Source organism: Microbacterium memoriense, from assembly GCF_025398275.1.
Lineage (GTDB): Bacteria > Actinomycetota > Actinomycetes > Actinomycetales > Microbacteriaceae > Microbacterium > Microbacterium memoriense.
This window is the reverse complement of sequence record NZ_JAODOR010000005.1, coordinates 109010-127379: the sequence shown is the minus strand read 5'-3', so window position 1 is coordinate 127379 and position 18370 is coordinate 109010. Positions and strand designations below refer to the sequence as shown.

Here is an 18370-nt window from a genome sequence, read left to right as displayed (position 1 = left end):
TCAGCCCGCGAGAGCCGCGATCGGGGCGACTCGCGTCGCCAGGCGCGTCGGGGTGACCGTGGCCACGATCGTCAGCACGGCCGTGGCGAGGATGATCGCGAGCACCGGCATCCACGGGACGGACGGAGCGACGAGCGTCGGCGACGACCACGCCGGCGGCACCGCGACCGACCCGAGCAGCGACTGCGCGGCGACCCAGCCGTAGACGACCCCCAGCACCAGACCGAAGACGAGCGACGTGATCGTCACGTGCACGGCCTCGAGCAGCACGACCCGGCGGATCTGCGGCGCGGTCAGCCCCAGCGCCCGCAGGAGCCCCAATTCCCGCTGACGTTGCACGATCCCGATACTCAACAGGTTGACGAGGCCGATGCCGGCGATCACGGCGGACACCGCGACGAGGCCCATCATGACGCCCGCGAACGTATCCATGATCTGCGACATCTCCGCCGGTGGTTCGCCGCCGGCGGAGGCTGCCATGACCCCTTTCACGGACTCATTCGCGACCGCGAACAGTGAAACGAGGGTCACCCCCATGACGATGCCGATCGCCATGCGGCTCGACCGCTCCGGGTAGCGCAATGCGTTCTCCGCGGCCAGACGAGCCGTCGCGGAACGGCCGAACAGACGCCCGGTCAGTCGGAGGAGCGGCGGCATGATCAGCACCGCGCTGAGCGAGAGTCCGGTAAACGACAGGATGCCGCCGAAGAACGCGATCACGACACCGAGCGGGCTGAGGAGACCCGCGGCGACGCCGAGGACCAGCAGAGCGGCGCCTGCAGCGAAGAGAACGATCGCGGCGATCCGCCGCCCGCGGGAGCCCGCCGCCTCGGCGTGCGTGCGCGGGGTGGAGCCGGCGAGCGCCTGGAGAGGCGTCACGGTGAGGACCCGCCGCGATCCCGCCCACGCCCCGACCCACGTCGTCAGCGCGACGATCACCGCGGGGATCGCGAGCACGGGGTGGAGGATCGCGTAGTCGGCTGTGATGTCGAGGGCGACGCGGGCACCGGCGAGCAAGATCGCGGCGAGCACCGTGCCGAGCACGAGGCCGGTGACGGCACCGATCGCACCGACGACGAGTCCCTGACGCGCGATCTCCGCACGCTGGGAACGGGCCGAGGCTCCGATCAGACGCATCAGCGCGATGCGACGAGTCCGCCCTGCGACGATCGTGGCAAACGTGTTCGCCGTCACGATCGCCGCGACGTAGACAGCGACGCCGACCAGCAGGACGCTCAGAATGCCGACGACGATCGCCGCCGTCTCACCGCCCCCGATGTAGGGGTCGCTCCTCAGCCACGCGCCCATGAACCCGGTCGCACTCAGCAGAAGCACCCCGAAGGCCGACGAGATCGCGGCGACGAGCACCGTGGCGCCCATCCCCCGCTCACGGAGCCACTCCCACGAGCCGGCTGTGCGCGGCATCCGAACTGCGCCGGCGGTCATGCCGACACCTCCGCCGCGAGCATGAAGGCCGACACCTGCTGCGCGCTCTGGCGGGACTTGTCGGCGACGATCCGCCCATCGCCGAGAAAGAGCACCCGATCGGCGTAGGCCGCCGCGACGGGGTCATGAGTGACCATCGCGATCGATTGACCGTGCTCCCGGGCTGCCACCGCCAGCAGGGTCAAGACCTCGCGACTGGAGCGCGAGTCGAGGTTGCCCGTGGGTTCATCGGCGAACACGAGGTCGGGGGCCGTCGCCAGGGCCCGCGCAATCGCCACCCGCTGTTGCTGACCGCCGGAGAGCTCGTGCGGGCGATGCCGGAGACGCGCACCGAGGCCGAGCGTCTCGACGAGTCCATCGATCCGTGCACGTTCGAGGGCCGTCGGCACCCGACCGTCCAGATCGAACGGCAGCAGGATGTTGCCGATCGCATCGAGGGTGGGGACGAGGTTGAACGACTGGAAGACGAACCCGACGCGGCGGCGGCGCAGAACGGTCAGATCGAGGTCGGACAGGCCCGTGATCTCCGTGTCACCGATCCACGCACGGCCACTCGTGGGCGCGTCCAGCCCGGCCATGATGTGCATGAGCGTTGATTTTCCGGATCCGGAGGGTCCCATGATGGCGGTGAACTCTCCGCGGCGAATGCCGACGCTCAGGTCGTCGAGTGCGCGCACGGCGCTTTCGCCGGCGCCGTAGGTGCGAGTGAGGGTGTGAACGCGGGCGGCGAGGCCCATGTCTGTCGTCGAAATCTGCATGTCTTCGACGCTACGAACACGGGGATGCCGCGGGCGTCGGCCCGAGGTCGCGCTGCCGTCACTCTGGAGGATGATCCCGCGGGCGCGTCAGGCGACGCCGTGCTCGAACGCGAAGACCACCAGCTGCACCCGATCACGCAGCGTGAGTTTGGACAGGATGCGGCTGATGTGCGTCTTCACAGTCGCCTCGGAGAGGAACTCGCGGCCGGCGATCTCGGCGTTCGACAGACCCCGGGCGGCGAGCGCGAAGATCTCACGCTCGCGGTCGGTCAGCGATCCGAACGCCGGCGGGGGCGGCTCGGGTGCCGCCGAGAACTGCGCGAACAGCTCGCGCGTCGCCGCGGCCGCGATGACCGACGAGCCGGCATGCACCGTCCGGATCGCGGCGAGGAGAAACTCCGGGTCGGCATCCTTCAGCAAGAATCCGCTCGCGCCCTGTCGGATCGCCCGGGCTGCGGCTTCGTCGAGATCGAACGTCGTCAGCATGACCACGCGCGGCGGAGCCTCGCCGAACGACGTGTCCCGCAGGAGCTCGGCCGTGGCGGTCAGCCCGTCCATCACCGGCATCCGAATGTCCATCAGCACCACATCCGGTCGAGCCGCGCGAACGACCCTCAGTCCCTCAGCGCCGTCACCCGCCTCCCCCACGACCTCCAGGTCGGGCTGCGAGTCGATCACCATGCGGATGCCGGCACGGAACAGAGACTGGTCATCGACCAGAACGACACGAATCATGAGGTCTCCTGAATCGGGAGCTGCGCCCGCACGACGAACATGCCGCTCGACGGCCCGGCTTCAAGGGTTCCCCCGACGAGTTGCGCCCGTTCGCGCATGCCGATGAGCCCGTGTCCGCGGGCAGGCTCGAGAGCGCTCCGCGCGTCACTGGGGTTCTGCACGGACAGATCGACACGATCGGCATGCCAGGCCAGCGCGAGGTGGACGGGTTCGCCCCCGTGTCGGAGCGCATTGGTGAGCGCCTCTTGCAGGATGCGGTAGACCGCGAGCTCGACAGATGCCGGCTGGGCGCCGTGCGGGGCCGGGTCGACATCGACGCGCAGATCGACCCCGGCGGCGCGCACCTGCGCATACAGCGCCTCGAGGTCGGCGAGGCTCGGTTGCGGGCCCGGGGCCTGCGCATGCCGGAGCTGGGTCAACAGCATCCGAACGTCCGACAGCGCGGAGCGCGCTGTCGTGGAAATCGTGCCGAGCGCCGTCGCGGCCACCGCAGGATCCGCCGCGTACCGCGCACCGTCGGCTTGCGCGATCAGGACGGCCAGCGAGTGGGCGACGACATCGTGCATGTCGCGCGCGATGCGCACCCGTTCCTGCTCCGCGGCGGTCTCCGCTTCGGCGCGCTCCTGCGCCGCCCGGGTCGACCGCGCACGGATGGCCATGCGAGCCAGCGCACCGACGGTCCAGGCAAGCAGCAGGGCGAAGACCGCTGCGGCGAACATCGTCACGCCGACGAAGAGATACGAGCCGACCGCGGTCTCCGCACTCCATTTCCCCGAAACGAGCGGCGGCACGAGCAGGTAGCCGGTGATCAGGACGGCGCCACCGAGGGCCGAGGCGAACCCCGACCAGAAGACCACTCGCGTGCCGTAGGCGGCGGCCGTGTAGAGGATGCCGAGGATCGCAAGGTTCGCGGGGAGCGGCGGAAGACCCACGGCCATCTGCAGGAGCGACGCCGCCCAGGCGACGCCGAGGGCAAGCCCGGGCGCCCACCGTCGTCCTGCCAGAGCGACACCGAAGACGAGTGCCAGCGCCAGCCCCGCGACCAGGCTCGCGCGCTCATCCGGCAGTCGCGAGGTCGGGGCCAACGGCCCCGACGCGACGATCGTCGTGACGATCGCGAACAGCACGAACGCCACGGCCAGCCCGATGTCGGTGACGAGCTGGTAGCGCGGGATCTGCCGGAACACCCCTCCGACGCTACGCGAGGCCGGCCGCCCGGGCATCCGCCCAGCGATGTATCGCGGCCGCGTTCACGGTGTCGCGAGAGGCACGAGCGGGCGATGCTCGTAAAAGCTCTGCAGCACGACGGTCGTGCGGGTGTTGACGGATGCAGCCTGCCGAATGTCCCGGATGAGCTCTTCCAGCGCGCGCGGCGTGGGGACCCGGACGAAGAGCATGTACGCGGCATCGCCCGCGATGGAGTGGCAGGCCTCGATCGCATCGAGGTGCTCGAGGAGCTCGGGGGCATTGTCGGGCTGGGCAGGGTCGAGCGGCGTGATCTCGACGAACGCCGCGAGCGGCCGGCCGACAGCCTCGGCATCGACGATGGCCCGATATCCCGAGATCGTGCCGTCCGCTTCGAGCCTTTTCAGCCGAGCTTGGACCGCGGACACCGACAATCCCCCCGCGTCGGAAAGCTGGGCGAGCGTGGCCCTCCCGTCCCGGGAGAGTTCACGAACGATGGCGAGGTCGACAGCATCCTGCATGCATGGAAGAATATCGGATAAAAGGCACAAACGCCGCAATATTTCCTGCAACGCGTCGAAGGATCGGAGTTCTCATGTCCCTGACCGCCCACCGGGCGCCCGCCGTCATCGGAGAGCCCGAGGTTGTCGAAGACAACCGAGCGACCACGCAGTTTGTCGAAGACAACCGAGCGACCACGCAGTTTGTCGAAGGCGTTGCCCTCGCGGAACAGCCGGCCTGGCTCGCCCTCCAGGCGGCAGCCACCCACCTCCAGTCCCTTCAGGAGACGGACGGGTCCATCGCCGACACGGCCGATCACTCGGCCGCGCGCTCCCATGTCGCCGTGATCACGTCCTCGATTCGTGCCCTTGCTCCTCTGTTCCCGCACGATGCGACGTACCTGGCGGCATCCATCGTCGACTTCGAGCGCTGGACGGCAGAGGACTTCGGCGCTCCGGACTTCCTCGATTCGTTGCAGGCCTTCCAGCCGCAACGCGACCGCGTCGACGGACTCGCGCATCTCGTCGTCTTCCCGATGTACACCCAGAACGGCTCACGTAGCCGCCTCGTCGAGGCGGTGCTGTGCGAAGTCATCTGGCCCGAGTTCATCGGCGAGCTGGAGAAGACGTACACGAACGGACTCTTCGTCTCGCTGCGCCTGATCGATTTCACGCCCGGGTACGACACGAACTCGGCGGTGCTCTTCCCCGAGACGGTCGCGATGCGCGAGATCCCGTCGTTCACGTGGGGAGCGATCTTCCAGGACCGCGAGGCTGCCCGCTTCCGCCGTGTCGTGCGTGCCGCGGCGGAGATCACGAAGCTCGATCTTCCGGAGGGCGCTCAGCGGATGCTGGAGAGCCAGGAACTCACCGAGCAGACATTCGTGATGTGGGACATCATCCACGACCGCACCCACATGCGCGGCGACCTGCCGTTCGATCCCTTCATGATCAAGCAGCGGATGCCGTACTTCCTCTATTCGCTCGAGGAACTGCGGTGTGACCTCACCGCGTTCCGCGAGTGCGTGAGGATCGAACAGCGATTGTCCGCCGCCGACTCCCGCAGCGACAGCGAAGCCGAGATGCTCGACCACGCGAGGCTCGTGCAATACGCCGTGTTGTTCGACCGGATCTTCCGGTTCGCGATCACCGGTACCCGCGTGCGCAACTACGACGGACTGGGCGGCCAGCTGCTCTTCGCCTGGCTCCATCAGCGCGGTGTGCTGCACTGGACCGATACGGCACTCGCGCTCGACTGGCCGGAGGTGCCCGCCGCCGTCGTCTCGCTCGCCGATGCGATCGACCGCCTCTACTGGGAGTCCATCGACCGGCCGAAGGTCGCGCACTGGCTGGCCGCGTATGACCTCGTCCGCACGGTCGTCACCCCGCACCCCGCATCGCGCTGGGCGCGAGGCCTCCCGGATGACGTGCTCGCCGGCCCCCCATCGGGATACACCGACGCCATCCTGGACGACGAGTTCCCGCTGTCGATGTTCTTCGAGGCCCTCGAGAAGAAGATGCGACCGGTGATCGCGTCGACCGAAGGTATCCGCGGCACGGACGGCTGAGACGGATTACTGCTCCGCCACGCCTCCCCGCGCCTGCGCGGCGGAGGCGGGTGGCGTCGGTGGCCCTTCATCGGCGGACTCGATCGAGACTTCCGGCGCTTCCGAGTACCCGGCGGAAAGGATGCGGTAGGACCGCGTCGTGAACGCCACGATCGCGAGCACGACCATCGCCAACCCCGAGAACAGGAAGATCAGCGCGATCCCGCGCGCCTCGCCATCACCGAGGAGCCACCCCCAGGTCGCGAGGCCTGCGTCGGTCTTCATGTACGGGATGATCCAGAACTCGGCGAGCGGTGCGATCGCGAACGACGTGATCGGCGCAGCAGAGACCTCGAGGGCTGTCGCGGCACCGAACACGCGCCCCTGTTTCTCGAACGGGACGACTTTCTGGATCACGGTCTGCTCGGCGGCTTCGACCGCCGGGATGAGCATCATGTACAGCCAGATGCCGACGACGTAGAGCCATGCCCATTCGCGGATCGTGAAGATCGCGCCCAGGAACCCCATCGCCGCAACGAGCCAGAGCATGGTGCGGATCGGGTTGCGACCGAGACCGCGCGCCGCGACCACCGCCCCGCCGATGATGAAACCCGTGGAGCTGAAGCCGAGGACGACGCCCCACCATTCAACGGGGAACAGCGTCAGACCGTACGGGTCCATCAGGGCCATGTAGACGCCGCCGATGAGGTTGTTGAAGGTCGAGAAGATGATGAGCGCGAACAGACCCGGGACCGCGCCGATCGCCGCAGCCGCGCCGCGGATATCGATGAGCTTGCCACGCTCGGCCCGCTCGGGCTCGTCCTCCGGCACGCGGAGGAACAGAAGGTGGATGAGCGCCGCAAGCGTGAAGACGATCGCGATGATGAGCGTCCACCCCATGCCCAGCAGCCCGATCGACAAGCCGGAGAACACGCTCGTCACGAGGAACGCCAGCCCCTGAACCGTGCCGACGAGGCCGTTCGCGTTCGCATGGCGCTCGGTGGGGACCAGCAGAGTCACGGTCGTCGAGAGAGCGATGTTGCGGAGGTTCTCGATCACCGCCCCGCCGAGGATCACACCGGAGAAGAGCCAGAACCACGGCCCGCCGAGATCGAGCAGTTCGGCCTCGGGGCGGGCGAGGTAGATCGCCCCGGCGAGAGTGAAGGCGGCCAGGGTGACAACGGCCGACAGCACCATGACCCTGATCTTTCGATGGCGGTCGACGATCGTGCCGAACACCATGCCGAAGATCGCGAGGAGCAGCATGTAGGCCCCACCGATGATCCCCGTCGCGAGCACTGATCGGGTCTCGAGATACACCCAGAACGTGAGGGCGAACCAGAGGAAGCTCGTGGTCACATTCGCCGCGGCCGTGTTCACCAGGACGTGCAGGAACACACGCATCCCGTTCTGGGGAACCGCGCGCGCAGATGCGCCCACCTCGTGCCCGACCTGATCCTCGCTCACGCCGCCGAGGTTAGCGGAGGGCTCGGACATTCGTAACCGACCGAGGGCTCGTAGGCTGGACGACGTGACCACACTGCATGATGCCGCCGTGCGCGGCTTCGCGAGCGACAACTATTCCGGCGTCCACCCCGAGGTCCTCGCGGCGATCGCGGAAGCCAACCACGGGCACCAGATCGCCTACGGTGAGGACGCGTACACCGCGCGACTGCAGGAGGTTTTCGCTCAGCACTTCGGCGAGAGCGCGCAGGCGTTTCCGGTGTTCAACGGCACGGGAGCCAATGTCGTCGGCCTGCAGTCGATGCTCCCGCGCTGGGGTGCGGTGATCGCGGCATCCACTGCACACATCAACGTCGACGAGGGCGGCGCACCCGAACGGGTGGCGGGAATCAAGATCCTGAACGTTCCCACGGACGACGGCAAGCTCACCCCCGAGCTCGTCGACCGCGAGGCATGGGGCTGGGGCGACGAGCACCGAGCGCAACCGCTCGTGGTCTCGATCACGCAGTCCACCGAGCTCGGCACGCTCTACACGCCCGATGAGATCAGGGCACTCGCCGATCACGCGCACGCGCGGGGCATGCGTCTGCACCTGGACGGAGCGCGGATCTCGAACGCGGCCGCCGCCCTCGACCTGCCGCTCCGGGCGTTCACGACCGACGCGGGCGTGGACCTGCTGAGCTTCGGGGGCACGAAGAACGGGGCAATGCTCGGCGAGGCGGTCGTCGTGCTCGATCCCGCGGCATCCGAGGGTCTTCTCTTCCTCCGAAAGCTCAACATGCAGCTCTCGAGCAAGATGCGTTTCGTCTCGGCGCAGCTCATCGCTCTCCTCGAGGGCGATCTCTACCTCCGCAACGCGCGGCACTCCAACGCGATGGCTGCGCGGTTGCGTGCCGGCGTCCAAGCGGGACTCGCCGACGGAACGATCGCGGGCGTCACGTTCAGCCAGCCGACGCAGGCCAATGGCGTCTTCGCGACCCTGCCGGACGGTGTCGCCGATCAGCTCCGCGAGGCCTTCCGGTTCTACGACTGGGACGCGGCGAAGAACGAAGTGCGCTGGATGTGTTCGTTCGACACGACCGAGCAGGACGTGGACGCGTTCGTCGCGGAGCTCGCGCGCCTCACCTGACCCCGGGGCTCGCACCCCGGTCGGTATTCAGTCCGCCCGCACCTCACGGCGCGGCCGTGCCGCGGAAAGTCCGCCTCGCGTGCCCGCTGTCATCGCGGGGAGACTGAATACGGTCCGCGGGGCGGCGGCCGGTCGCGACGGGTGGTGGCTCAGTCGTATGGCGCGTGAGGTGTTGGGCGTCCCACGCGCAACAGCGGACACCATACGCACCAGCGACCATGCGGCTCAGCCGCGAGTCGCCGGTGCCCTCCGCGCGCTCGGCGCGATCAGTCGCCGGTGCCGTCGGCAGGCTCGGGCTCGGGTGTGGGCGCCGCGGCCGCGGCCGACTCGGCGCGCATGAGCTCCTTGACCTCGGACATGAAGCTCGTGAGCTGCTGCTGCTGCCACCGGAGCTGACGCGTCCGGTCCTCGGCATCGCGCAGGACCGACTGCGAGTGCTCGGTCACCGTGTCGATGATCTTCTGCGCCTTGACGCTGGAGCGCTCGAGGATCTCCCGCGAACGCATTTTCGCGTCGGCTTCGAGTTGCTGCGACTGGGCGCGCATGAGCTTGTCGAAGTCGTCGGCCTTCGCGGTGATCCGCTGGGAGTGATCCAGCGACGCGGCGACCTGGTCATTGGCATCCTGCGTGATGCGCTCGGCGTGGGCGACAGCCTGGTTGTGCAGCATCAGGAACTCCTGCTGCGCGTCATCCTGCCGCCGGGTGAGGGATTCCTCGAACTCGAGCGCACGCATCCGCTGCTCGCGGACCGCCTCTTCCGCCTCGGCGCGCATCTGCTCGCTCTCACGGGCGACGAGCGCGCGGAGCGCCGCAGCGCCCTTCTCCGCCTCGGTGCGGATCGCGGCGGCTTCCTGCTGGGCCTGAGCGACCTTCTCTGCCGCATGCGCCGCCTCGCGCTCGAGCTGCGATTCGTGCGCCGTCAACTCGGTGTCGATGCGGAGGCGCGCCTGCTGCGCATCGGTCTCGGCCTGAGTGCGGACGGTGTCACTATCGGCCTGCGCGTCCGCGCGCCGTGTCGCGATCTCCTCGCGCGCGGCTTCGAGGAGCCGATCGGCCTGTACGCTGGCGTTCTTGATGATGACGCTGGCCTGCTCCTCGGCGACGCGCAGCACTTCCTCGAAGCGCTCGCGCCCCTTCGAGGACTCGTCGGCGGCGCCGATGAGCTCGGCGCTGAGGGTCGAGACTTTGTCCTCGGCGTTGCTGACCTTGGCCGCTTCGACCGCGAGATCGGCCTCGAGCGACGCCGCCTTGTCTTCGAGCGCTTCGATCGTCGCCACGTGGGTCTTGATCGTGGCGACCGCGCGACGGTACTTGTCGGTGAGCTTCGCGACTTCATCGCCGTGTCCGCTGCGCTGGGCGGTCAGCTCGGCGATCGCGGCGTCGACCTCGGCCTTGTCGTAGCCGCGAAAAGTCGTCGTGAAAGCCCCCGACGATGCCGCCGGAGCGCCGGCGATCAGCTCGTCGAACGGCGACGCATCGGAGTTCTCATCACGGGAGGAATGCACATCGGACACAGGGGTCTCCGGTTCGCGCGGGGGCCGTGGCGGGAACACGACCCCGGGTGGGGGGATGCCGGCGCGGGTCCGTCGACGATCGAAGGATACCGGACACCGGAGTCCGCACAATCACGCGCGACGCAAGGGCGTTCCCCGCCTCGTCGAAGCCGCGTCGGACCAGTTCCTCAGCGCAGCGCGCCGACGCTCGCCAGGGCGAGGCGCAGGAGCGTCAGTCGCCCGCCCTCCATCTCGGCGGCGAGCGCGTCGGATGCTGCCTCCTCCGGCGACATCCACGTCACCTCGAGTGCATCCTGACGCGGTTCGCACGTCCCGGTCACGGGCACGACGAACGCAAGCGAGACGGCATGCTGCCGCTCGTCGTGATAGGCGCTGAGCCCCGGCATGGGGAAGTACTCGGCGACCGTGAACGGCACCGGCTGCGGCGGCAGCAGCGGGAAGGCCATCGGGCCGAGGTCGTTCTCGAGGTGGCGGAAGAGCGCGTCGCGCACGGTCTCGCCGTAGCGGACCCGGCCGCTGACGATCGTGCGTGTCATCTCACCCATGGGCGTCGACCGCAGCAGGACGCCCACATGCGTCACCGCGCCCATTCCGTCGGTACGCACGGGAACGGCCTCGACGTAGAGGATCGGCAGCCGCCGGCGCGCTTCGGTGAGCTCGATCTCGGTGAGCCACCCCGGGTTTCCGGCGTTGCCGGGGGCGGGCGATCCGAAGGAGCCGTCCCCGTCGGGGTGTCCCGCACGCCCATAGCCGCGCAACGGATCACGTTCCGCGCCGTCGTCGTCGCGCTCGTTCGGATCGGGGTCGGGGGTGCGAACGGCCATGCCTCATGTATACCTCAGCCCACCGCGGCGTCGGAGGTGCCTGTCAGACTGTTCGCATGATCGTGGTGCCACCCCTGGATGCCGACGCCGTCCTCTGGTCCGTTCCGCCCGAGGAGCGCGCGGGGCGGCCGCTCCTCGTCCTCCTGCACGGGTACGGATCTCACGAGGAAGACCTCTTCGGCCTCGCGTCGTTCCTGCCTGAGGAGTTCGTCATCGCGGCCGTGCGGGCTCCGCTCTCGCCTCCGTTCCCGGCGCCGGGCTGGTCGTGGTTCCCGATCGAGGGACTCCACGCGCGCCGCGGCGAGGCCGTGACGGCAGCGACCGAACGCCTGTTGACCTGGCTCGACGAGCAGACGGATGGCCCGACCATCGGTCTGCTCGGCTTTTCGCAGGGTGCCGTCATCGCCCTGCAGGCCCTGCGGTTGCAACCGACCCGGTTCGCTTTCGCGGTGGCCCTCGCCGGGTTCGTCGCGGACGAGCCCGTCCCGACGGATGCCGCGCTGGCCGCGGTACGCCCGCCGGTGTTCTGGGGGCGTGGCGCTCGAGACGAGGTGATCCCGGAGGAACGCATCGCACACACGAGCCAGTGGCTCCCCGGCCATGTGGATCTCAGCGGCCGGGTCTACCCCGGGCTTGCGCACAGCGTCTCGCAGGACGAGCTCGACGACGTCGTCCTGTTCCTCCGCCAGCGCCTCGCGGCGAAAGCGGCGCCGGAGTAGAATCGACCGGTCTTGTCCCGAGTGTGAGGAAATGCCGGTGAAGCTCGACGCGTCCGCGCTGTGATCGTGCGCTGATCCGTTGTGCCCGGCATCCGGGAGATGACGTCGGTCTGCGCCTGTTCTGTTCGCGTAGACCCGTCGACGCGCCGCCTTCGCGGGGGCTTTCCGGTGTCCGTCGTGCCTGCGCGTCCCCATCCTCGGGAGGCACCGCATGTCCATCCATTCCCCCGCCGTCGTTCTCGACGGCCTGACCTTCACCTGGCCGGACGGCACCACCGCTCTCCGGGATGTCTCGGGCGCGTTCGGCTCCGGGCGCACGGGACTCGTCGGCCGCAACGGCGCCGGCAAGTCGACACTGCTGAGCGTGATCGGCGGCGCGCTGGTGCCGGCATCCGGCACGGTGCGCACGACCGGCATCGTCGACCTCCTTCCGCAGCGACTGCCGCTCGACACGGACCGACGCATCGTCGAGGTGCTCGGGATCGCGCCCGTGTGGGACGCCATCCGCGCGATCGAATCGGGTGACGTCGAGCCGCAGCACTTCGACGCGGTCGGCGACGACTGGGATATCGAAGCCCGCGCGGTCGCGGCATTGGCCGAAGCAGGACTGCCCCCGGACACGCTCACTCGGCGTATCGGTGAACTTTCCGGTGGCGAAGGCGTGCTGGCGGCGATCACCGGAGTGCGCCTCCGCGGAGCGCCGATCGCGTTGCTCGACGAGCCGACGAACAATCTCGACCGTGATGCGCGCGCCCGTGTGGCCGAGCTCGTCCGTACCTGGCGGGGGACCCTGATCGTCGTCAGCCACGACACGTCGCTTCTCGAGCTGATGGACGATACGGCCGAGCTCTACGGCAGCACGCTGTCGACGTTCGGCGGGCCATATTCGCAGTGGCGCGCGTGGCTCGACGCCGAGCAGGCTTCGGCCGCCCAGGCCGAGAGTGCCGCGCGGCAAGACCTGCGCCGGGAGAAGCGAGACCGCATCCATCAGGAGCAGGTGCTCGCCGCGCGCACCGCGATGGGCCGGAAGGCCTCGGCCGAGAAGCGTGCACCCGGGATCATCATGAACGCGCGAAAGCGGTCCGCGCAGGAGTCGGCCGGCCGGCTCCGGATCGAAGCCGCCGGAAAGGAGGACGTGGCACGGACCATCCTCGACGCTGCCGAGCGCCGGGTGCGCAATGACGCCACGGTGCGCATCGACCTGCCCGATCCCGATGTCCCACCCGGCCGCCGGATCGCCTCGCTCGGCGATGACGAGCACTCCTGGGTGATCCAGGGGCCGGAGCGCGTCGCCCTGATCGGGCCCAACGGTGCCGGAAAAACCACACTGCTGGAGCACCTGGTCGACGGGGGAATCGCCGCGGGGCATCTGCGCGCGACGTCCTACACCGACCGGATCGGGTATCTGTCGCAGCGGGTCGATGTCCTGGATGACACGGCGACGCCGCTCGAGAACCTGCGCCAGTCCGCGCCCGAGGTCGGCGACGTCATGCTCCGCAACCGGCTGGCACGGTTCTTGTTGCGCGGCGACGTCGTGCTCCGGCCGGCCGCGGCACTGTCCGGAGGCGAGCGGTTCCGGCTTGCTCTGGCATGTCTCGTGATGGCTGATCCGCCACCCCAGCTACTCGTGCTCGACGAGCCGACGAACAATCTGGATCTGGACACGGTCGACCAGCTGGTGTCCGCACTGTCGTCCTACCGGGGCGCCGTGCTGATCGTGAGCCACGACGACGGGTTCCTTGCGCGGTTGCCGCTCGACCTCGTGCTGGAACTCCGCGACGGCGCTCTCTCTGCGGCGCCCGCGCCCGCCTGACCGGCGTTCCTCGGTCGCACGCGACCGCGAATTGCGACCGAGGAGCGGGGCGGGGAGGGAGATGGCCGCCCGGATGTCGGTGGGCCGCGCGAAGATGGGGGGATGGCCGATGTGCTCGAGCGGTTCGGTCCTGCCACGCAGGACTGGTTCCGCGGCGCCTTCGCCGAGCCGACGGCAGCCCAGGCGGGCGCCTGGGAGGCGATCTCGGGGGGAAAACATGCTCTCGTGGTCGCCCCGACCGGCTCGGGTAAAACACTCTCGGCCTTCCTCTGGGCGATCGACCGGGTCTTCCACGATCAGCGCGACGCCCCGGTCGAGAGAAAGACGAAGAAGAACACGGATGCCGCCCCGCGCACGCGCGTGCTCTACATCTCTCCACTGAAAGCCCTCGGCGTCGACGTCGAGCGCAATCTCCGCTCGCCACTGGTCGGCATCGGCCAGTCGGCGCGGCGTCTCGGCGACCCTCTGCCGGAGCTCACCGTCGGTGTCCGCTCCGGCGACACCCCGTCGGCGGATCGACGCAAGCTCGTCACCGATCCGCCCGACATCCTCATCACGACGCCCGAATCGCTCTACCTCATGCTCACGAGCCAGGCCGCCGAGACGCTGCGGGGCATCCACACCGTGATCATCGACGAAGTCCACGCCGTCGCCGCCACCAAGCGGGGCGCACACCTCGCCGTGAGCCTCGAGCGGCTCGACGCGCTGCTGGAGAAGCCCGCGCAACACATCGGCCTGTCCGCGACCGTCCGGCCGATCGACGAGGTCGCTCGCTTCCTCGGCGGTTCCGCGCCGGTCGAGATCGTCGCGCCACGCGCGACCAAGGCCTTCGACCTGTCGGTCGTCGTCCCGATGGACGACATGCTGCACCCGCCGCCGCCACCGGGATCGGATGCCGGGCCCGCCGCCGGCGAGAGCGCGGCGGACGACGACTGGTTCGCCTCCACCGGCCCGACGGAAGTCACCGGGTCGGTCTGGCCGCACGTCGAAGAGGCGATCGTCGACCGCGTTCTCGCGCATCGCTCCACGATCGTGTTCGCGAACTCCCGTCGGCTCGCCGAACGCCTCACCGGCCGCCTCAACGAGATCTATGCCGAGCGGCTCGGCCGAGAGCCGGCCGCTCCGACGGTGCCGGCGGCGATGATGGCCCAGGCGGGCGCATCCGCGGGCGCGCCACCCGAACTCGCCAAAGCACACCACGGGTCGGTGTCGAAAGAACAGCGCGCGATCGTCGAGGACGAGCTGAAGTCCGGCATCCTGCGCTGCGTCGTCGCGACCTCGAGCCTCGAGCTCGGCATCGACATGGGTGCCGTGGACCTCGTCATTCAGGTCGAGGCGCCCCCGTCGGCCGCATCGGGTCTGCAACGCGTCGGGCGCGCCGGCCACCAGGTCGGCGAGGTGAGCCGCGCTGCACTGTTCCCCAAGCATCGGGGCGATGTGCTGCACACGGCCGTCGTCACGGAGCGGATGCTGGCGGGGCAGATCGAGGCGATCGCGGTACCGCAGAACCCGCTCGACATCCTCGCGCAGCAGACGATCGCCGCCTGCGCGCTGGCCCCGATCGACGTCGAGGAATGGTTCGAGACGGTCAAGCGCTCGGCGCCGTTCCGCACGCTCCCCCGTTCGGCGTACGAGGCGACGCTCGACCTGCTCGCGGGCCGATTCCCCTCCGATGAGTTCGCCGAGCTGCGCCCGCGCGTCGTGTGGGATCGCGATCAGGGCACGTTGACCGGGCGTCCCGGGGCACAACGGGTCGCCGTCACGAGCGGCGGCACGATTCCCGACCGCGGCCTGTTCGGTGTGTTCGTCGCTGGCGAGACACGTAACGCCCGCGTCGGCGAACTCGACGAAGAAATGGTCTACGAGTCGCGGGTGAACGACGTCTTCACCCTCGGCACGACGAGTTGGCGGATCGTCGAGATCACCCACGACCGCGTCAACGTCCTGCCCGCGTTCGGACAACCCGGCAAACTGCCGTTCTGGCACGGCGACGGATTGGGGCGTCCGGCCGAACTCGGCGAAGCGCTCGGAAAATTCTCCCGCGAAGTCGCCGCGGCGCTCCCCGAAAAAGCGACCGCGCGCCTGCGCGGCTCGGGGCTCGATGACAACGCGATCGGCAATCTTCTCGCCTACCTCGCCGAGCAGCGCGAAGCAACCGGCACCCTCCCCACCGACAAGACACTCACGGTCGAGCGGTCCCGAGACGAGGTCGGCGACTGGCGCGTCATTTTGCATTCCCCGTACGGCATGCACGTACACGCACCGTGGGCGCTCGCGGTCAACGCCCGCATCCGAGAGCGTCTCGGCGTGGAAGGATCCGCGGTCGCCAGCGACGACGGGATCATCGCCCGGGTACCCGACGCCGAAGCAGAACCGCCCGGTGCCGAACTGTTCGTCTTCGAACCCGACGAACTCGAACAGATCGTCACGGACGAAGTCGGCGGGTCAGCACTGTTCGCGTCGCGATTCCGGGAGTGCGCCGCCCGGGCACTTCTCCTCCCCCGGCTGAATCCCCACAAGCGCTCGCCCCTGTGGCAGCAACGGCAGAAGTCCGCCCAGCTACTGGAGGTCGCCAAGAACCACCCCACGTTCCCGATCATCCTGGAGACCCTGCGAGAGGTCCTGCAGGACGTCTACGACTTGCCGGCGCTCCTGCGGATCGCCCGGTCGATCGGCGACCGCGGCATCCGTCTCGTCGAAACCACGACGAGCCAGCCGTCACCGTTCGCGCGCGACCTGCTCTTCGGATATGTCGGCGCGTTCATGTACGAGGGAGATTCGCCGCTCGCGGAGCGCCGCGCCGCAGCCCTCTCGGTCGACCCCGCCTTGCTTTCCGAGCTTCTCGGTAAAGTCGAGATGCGCGAGCTGCTCGACCCGGGCGTCATCGCCCAGTTCGAACGCGAGGCCCAACGCCTCGACCCGGCCAGGCGGGCGCGCGGACTCGAAGGGGTCGCCGATCTCCTGCGGATCCTCGGCCCCCTCGACGCCGACGACACCGCTGCCCGCCTCGACGGCGACGACCCGGCCGCCGACGTCCTGCTGCACGAGCTCGTGACGGCGCGTCGCGCGATCCGGGTCGCGATCGCGGGCGTCGACCGGGTCGCCGCGATCGAGGATGCCGGACGCCTCCGCGATGCCCTCGGGATCGCGCTGCCGGTCGGCATCCCGACCGCGTTCCTCGAGCCGCTCCCCGATCCGCTCGGCGATCTGATCGCGCGGCACGCGCGCACCCACGGCCCGTTCCGAACCGGCGACGTCGCGGAGCGGCTGGGAATCGGCGCGGCCGTCGCGCGCCAGACATTGCAACGGCTCGAGTCACAGGGGCGTCTGACGAGCGGCTTCTTCCTTGCGGCTTCGGGACCCGGCGACGGCGACCTGGAGTGGTGCGACACCGAAGTGCTGCGCCGGCTGCGGCTCCGCTCGCTCGCAGCGATCCGCGGCACGGTCGAGCCGGTCTCGCCCGAGGCGTTCGCGCGCTTCCTGCCGATCTGGCAGCACGCCGACGGCCGGCGCCTCGAGGGCATCGACGGCGCGCTCGCGACGATCGAGCAACTAGCCGGCATCCCCTTGCCGGCCAGTGCGTGGGAATCGCTCATCCTGCCGTCGCGGGTCACCGACTACGTCCCGGCCATGCTCGACGAACTCACCTCGACCGGCGAGGTCATCTGGTCCGGACACGGGTCGCTCCCAGGGCGGGATGGCTGGATCGCCCTGCACCCGATCGACACAGCGGCGCTGACGCTCGCCGCGCCGGAGGGGGCCGAGCCCGAAACCCCCCTGGAACAGGAGTTGCTGGCGGCCCTCGCCGGCGGCGGGGCGTACTTCGCCGCTCAGCTCAGCGCGATGACGGCAGCGCAGTCCGAGCAGGCTGTCATCGATGCGCTCTGGAACCTGACCTGGACGGGGCGCGTGACCAACGACACGTTCGCTCCCGTCCGCGCCCTCCTGGCCGGGGGCTCGCAGGCCCACCGGACCACCCGTCGGGCCCCGCGTGCCCGCATGTTCCGCGGGACGTCACTCGCGGTGACGCCGCGCGCGGCCGCTCCCCAGCGTCCACCACTGATCGGCGGGCGCTGGTCGATGCTGCCCGCAGCCGAGAGCGACCCGGCGATCCGCGCTACGGCCTCGGCGGGACTTCTGCTCGAGCGCTACGGCATCCTGACTCGCGGTTCTGTGCAGGCCGAAGGCGCCGCGGGCGGGTTCGCGCAGGCATACCGGGTGCTGGCCGGGTTCGAGGATGCCGGCCACGCCCGCCGGGGCTACTTCATCGAGCAGCTGGGCGCCGCCCAATTCGCCGCCTCGGCCACCGTCGATCGCCTCCGCACGTTCGCCGGGCTTCCCGACCCGGCCCCGCTCCACGCCGTCACACTGGCCGCCACCGACCCCGCGAACCCGTACGGCGCCGCACTCGGCTGGCCGGTCCTGGAGGGGGTCACCCACCGTCCCGGGCGCAAGGCCGGTGGACTCGTCACGCTCGTCGACGGCTCACTCGTGCTCTATCTCGAACGCGGGGGCAAAACCGCCCTCGCCTTCACGGACGATGAGACTCTGCTGGCAGCGGCGGCGCGAGGACTCGTCGAGACCGCACGCGACCGGCGCCTGGAGACCCTCACGATCGAGCAGGTCTCGGGCGTGTTCGTCTACGGCACTCCGGCCGGGCGCGCCTTGCGCGATGCCGGTTTCGTCGAATCGGCGCGGGGACTGACACTCCGGAAGGCCTCCGCTCGTGGCTGAGC

13 protein-coding genes are annotated in these 18370 nt (G+C 69.5%); 5 read left to right on the top strand and 8 right to left on the bottom strand.

Annotated elements, in window-relative coordinates:
- The 5 genes from N4R40_RS05355 to N4R40_RS05335 form a co-directional block, all read right to left on the bottom strand.
- On the bottom strand, positions 1 to 1446 hold the full coding sequence (locus N4R40_RS05355; RefSeq protein ID WP_261606339.1) for an ABC transporter permease: 1446 nt from the start codon (positions 1444 to 1446) through the stop codon (positions 1 to 3).
- The gene (locus tag N4R40_RS05350; protein WP_261606338.1) at positions 1443 to 2204 is read right to left on the bottom strand and encodes an ABC transporter ATP-binding protein; all 762 of its coding nucleotides are present in this window, start codon (positions 2202 to 2204) and stop codon (positions 1443 to 1445) included. Before N4R40_RS05350 ends, N4R40_RS05355 begins: the two co-directional genes overlap by 4 nt.
- 87 nt (positions 2205 to 2291) lie before the next feature.
- Entirely contained in the window at positions 2292 to 2939 is a 648-nt protein-coding gene (locus tag N4R40_RS05345) for a response regulator (protein WP_261606337.1), read from the bottom strand.
- A complete protein-coding gene (locus N4R40_RS05340) occupies positions 2936 to 4126 on the bottom strand; it encodes a sensor histidine kinase (protein ID WP_261606336.1) in 1191 nt (396 codons plus the stop codon). The genes N4R40_RS05345 and N4R40_RS05340 overlap by 4 nt, the downstream gene beginning before the upstream one ends.
- A 63-nt stretch (positions 4127 to 4189) precedes the next feature.
- Positions 4190 to 4645, bottom strand: a complete 456-nt coding sequence (locus N4R40_RS05335; RefSeq protein ID WP_261606335.1) for an Lrp/AsnC family transcriptional regulator — start codon at positions 4643 to 4645, stop codon at positions 4190 to 4192.
- 74 nt (positions 4646 to 4719) lie between these two features.
- Between N4R40_RS05335 and N4R40_RS05330 the strand changes: the two genes are divergently transcribed.
- Entirely contained in the window at positions 4720 to 6192 is a 1473-nt protein-coding gene (locus N4R40_RS05330; RefSeq protein ID WP_261606334.1) for a DUF6421 family protein, read from the top strand.
- A gap of 6 nt (positions 6193 to 6198) precedes the next feature.
- Here the strand turns inward: N4R40_RS05330 and N4R40_RS05325 are convergent, their stop codons facing one another.
- On the bottom strand, positions 6199 to 7575 hold the full coding sequence (locus N4R40_RS05325) for an MFS transporter (protein WP_261606373.1): 1377 nt from the start codon (positions 7573 to 7575) through the stop codon (positions 6199 to 6201).
- Between the two features lie 127 nt (positions 7576 to 7702).
- On the opposite strand from N4R40_RS05325, the gene N4R40_RS05320 reads away from it, so the two are divergent.
- Positions 7703 to 8764 (top strand): threonine aldolase family protein, encoded by a 1062-nt coding sequence (locus N4R40_RS05320; RefSeq protein WP_261606333.1) that lies wholly within the window; start codon positions 7703 to 7705, stop codon positions 8762 to 8764.
- A gap of 266 nt (positions 8765 to 9030) precedes the next feature.
- On the opposite strand, the gene N4R40_RS05315 is transcribed toward N4R40_RS05320, so the two are convergent.
- Both N4R40_RS05315 and N4R40_RS05310 read right to left on the bottom strand, forming a co-directional pair.
- Positions 9031 to 10278: a DivIVA domain-containing protein gene (locus tag N4R40_RS05315; protein WP_261606332.1), complete on the bottom strand. Its 1248-nt coding sequence runs from the start codon at positions 10276 to 10278 to the stop codon at positions 9031 to 9033.
- Positions 10279 to 10445: 167 nt separating this feature from the next.
- The gene (locus N4R40_RS05310) at positions 10446 to 11102 is read right to left on the bottom strand and encodes an NUDIX hydrolase family protein (RefSeq protein ID WP_261606331.1); all 657 of its coding nucleotides are present in this window, start codon (positions 11100 to 11102) and stop codon (positions 10446 to 10448) included.
- Positions 11103 to 11158: 56 nt separating this feature from the next.
- Between N4R40_RS05310 and N4R40_RS05305 the strand changes: the two genes are divergently transcribed.
- The 3 genes from N4R40_RS05305 to N4R40_RS05295 all read left to right on the top strand — a co-directional run bounded on the left by N4R40_RS05305 (position 11159) and on the right by N4R40_RS05295 (position 18368).
- Positions 11159 to 11821: an alpha/beta hydrolase gene (locus tag N4R40_RS05305; RefSeq protein ID WP_261606330.1), complete on the top strand. Its 663-nt coding sequence runs from the start codon at positions 11159 to 11161 to the stop codon at positions 11819 to 11821.
- A gap of 211 nt (positions 11822 to 12032) precedes the next feature.
- Complete coding sequence (locus N4R40_RS05300; protein WP_261606329.1) at positions 12033 to 13634, top strand: ABC-F family ATP-binding cassette domain-containing protein; 1602 nt, start codon at positions 12033 to 12035, stop codon at positions 13632 to 13634.
- Positions 13635 to 13736: 102 nt separating this feature from the next.
- Positions 13737 to 18368, top strand: coding sequence for an ATP-dependent helicase (locus N4R40_RS05295; RefSeq protein WP_261606328.1), 4632 nt, complete (start codon positions 13737 to 13739; stop codon positions 18366 to 18368).
- Positions 18369 to 18370 lie beyond the last annotated feature (2 nt).

Coding starts and splice junctions, on each gene's coding strand:
- N4R40_RS05325 (WP_261606373.1), bottom strand. CDS start 7,575: ATGCGTGTGTTCCTGCACGTCCTGGTGAACACGGCCGCGGCGAATGTG.
- N4R40_RS05335 (WP_261606335.1), bottom strand. CDS start 4,645: ATGCAGGATGCTGTCGACCTCGCCATCGTTCGTGAACTCTCCCGGGAC.
- N4R40_RS05355 (WP_261606339.1), bottom strand. CDS start 1,446: ATGACCGCCGGCGCAGTTCGGATGCCGCGCACAGCCGGCTCGTGGGAG.
- N4R40_RS05350 (WP_261606338.1), bottom strand. CDS start 2,204: ATGCAGATTTCGACGACAGACATGGGCCTCGCCGCCCGCGTTCACACC.
- N4R40_RS05310 (WP_261606331.1), bottom strand. CDS start 11,102: ATGGCCGTTCGCACCCCCGACCCCGATCCGAACGAGCGCGACGACGAC.
- N4R40_RS05330 (WP_261606334.1), top strand. CDS start 4,720: ATGTCCCTGACCGCCCACCGGGCGCCCGCCGTCATCGGAGAGCCCGAG.
- N4R40_RS05295 (WP_261606328.1), top strand. CDS start 13,737: ATGGCCGATGTGCTCGAGCGGTTCGGTCCTGCCACGCAGGACTGGTTC.
- N4R40_RS05300 (WP_261606329.1), top strand. CDS start 12,033: ATGTCCATCCATTCCCCCGCCGTCGTTCTCGACGGCCTGACCTTCACC.
- N4R40_RS05305 (WP_261606330.1), top strand. CDS start 11,159: ATGATCGTGGTGCCACCCCTGGATGCCGACGCCGTCCTCTGGTCCGTT.
- N4R40_RS05345 (WP_261606337.1), bottom strand. CDS start 2,939: ATGATTCGTGTCGTTCTGGTCGATGACCAGTCTCTGTTCCGTGCCGGC.